The sequence below is a fragment of the Priestia sp. ST2 genome (genome assembly GCF_055810735.1).
Genome location: NZ_JBVVNT010000026.1, coordinates 1 through 1,814 on the forward strand (window position 1 = coordinate 1; position 1,814 = coordinate 1,814).

Below are 1,814 nucleotides of genomic sequence, written 5' to 3' on the forward strand. Positions count from 1 at the left end.
TAGAAACCAAAGTAGGAAAAACGGAAGGAATGTGTTTATCAATTGCTTTATACTCGATTTTGTATTGGGTTTTTCAAAAGGTGCTACATTTTTTCTTAGTTCAGTCGTTTTTTGTTTGCTCATGTTGACCTCCTTAAATCTTTACCGTGTTTAATATTCAGCTTTTCTTTATTAATTTATAGTAGCACATAGGAGCTGGTAATAAAACATACAAACGTCAAGTAACTAGTATGACAACTGTCATACATGTATGGATGTATTTTCTTAATGCAAGGAATAAGATGAATTAACTGCTATTCAGAATCAGAAGTAACTATCTCATGAAGAGGTAGCTGCTTCTGATTTTTTAATGTATATCATATATATTTTTAGTTACTATAGGGAACCCAACAAAAAGAACCTAATAAAATAACTTAACAGATAATTTTTTTGAATTTTTTTCGAGTTTTCAGAAGGATAATTATCGTTTACTAGAAATTATTTTTCTCACCAATTTCAAGTTACTTACAAGAATAAGAAAAATAATTGGGTATACTAGAGCCGAATATAGTAATTTCCAGCCATTATAATAAAAAAAGTCCGTGTTAACTACGAACCATTCGAATACAACAGAAAAAAGTGTCCAACTTAAAATATAAAGTACTTTTCTTCCTAAAGCTTTGTTAAATGGGTAAAAATTTAAAAACAAAAAACTGATAGAGGGAAAATACATAATAACTGCTAAAAGCGATAACCACTGAAACCCTTTTTGAAGATAACCATACAAATTGTAATGCAGGTCTAACACTAAATCTGTTGTTACCCCATAAGCGTAGGCAAAAATACATGTAGCATATATTTCAATAGGGACTAATTTTTTAGGTGCGAAAAATGCTAGTAAATTAAAAACTAAAAAGCACACAAAGACATACATCATTATTAGACTTCCACCTTCGATTACTAAATAAATTGGATACAATTAGTATGTCTATTTATAAAATTAAAATGTAAATTAGCCAAGAATGAATAAATTTTCACATCCGGAACAAACTAACTACTCAAGACGCCGTGAGGCATCTATCCAATACTTTAAAATCCTTGTTGTTTTAAATAGAAAAACCTATTGGTGCCGGATGAACCAATAGGTTTTTCTATTTTATAACTGTATATCTTATAAACGTTTAGTTACTATAAAACACTTTATCGAAAATAAAAGAGACACTAATTAAATTTGAACTCTTAAAATTCTTTTTAGGAATTTACTTATTATCCAAAATAAAAAGTAAAAGATTAAAAAGTTAAATACTAGATTAAATACTTGAAAACTAAACTGACCATTTCTATGATAGCCTAACCAACGAGCTGGAAAGCCAAAATAATATGATCTAAAAATCTCGTCAACAACTTTAATTCCAACATGAGGGATAATTGAAAAGATTATAACAGTAACAAAACTAATAAGAGATAACGCCTTATTAAACTTCATAAAAACCTCTTTCTAAAAATCTTAATGATTACTTTATCTTACTTATCATTTTATCAAATAATTTACTTATACTCAGTTTATATTAAAAACTTACTTACCATAATGGATTTTATCGAAATAAGCAATTAAAAAAGAGGAAATTTAGAGGGAATTTCAAACTAATAAATTCAAGTGAAGTTTGTTATTGGAAGTGTGATACATTAAATAAGAGACAAGAAATGAAGGGAGTTTTTTTAATGAATAACTATGAAGCACAAAATGAATTGCCACCAAAAACATGTACAATCGATCGACTTGTAACGATGCCGGATGATGTAAATAAAGTACTCAAGGGCAGAAAAACAGCAAC

1 protein-coding gene and 1 pseudogene are annotated in these 1,814 nt (G+C 28.2%); both read right to left on the reverse strand.

Translation table 11 applies throughout. The features are described from left to right. Nucleotides 1–123, reverse strand: a pseudogene (locus AC0KUU_RS29850) (fatty acid desaturase); the annotation flags it as partial. Between the two features lie 337 nt (nucleotides 124–460). Then, a complete protein-coding gene (locus AC0KUU_RS29855; RefSeq protein WP_377570566.1) occupies nucleotides 461–916 on the reverse strand; it encodes a CBO0543 family protein in 456 nt (151 codons plus the stop codon). Nucleotides 917–1,814: the final 898 nt, after the last annotated feature.

Excerpts from the sequence above, each read along its gene's own strand:
- AC0KUU_RS29855 (WP_377570566.1), bottom strand. The coding sequence starts at position 916 with ATGATGTATGTCTTTGTGTGCTTTTTAGTTTTTAATTTACTAGCATTT.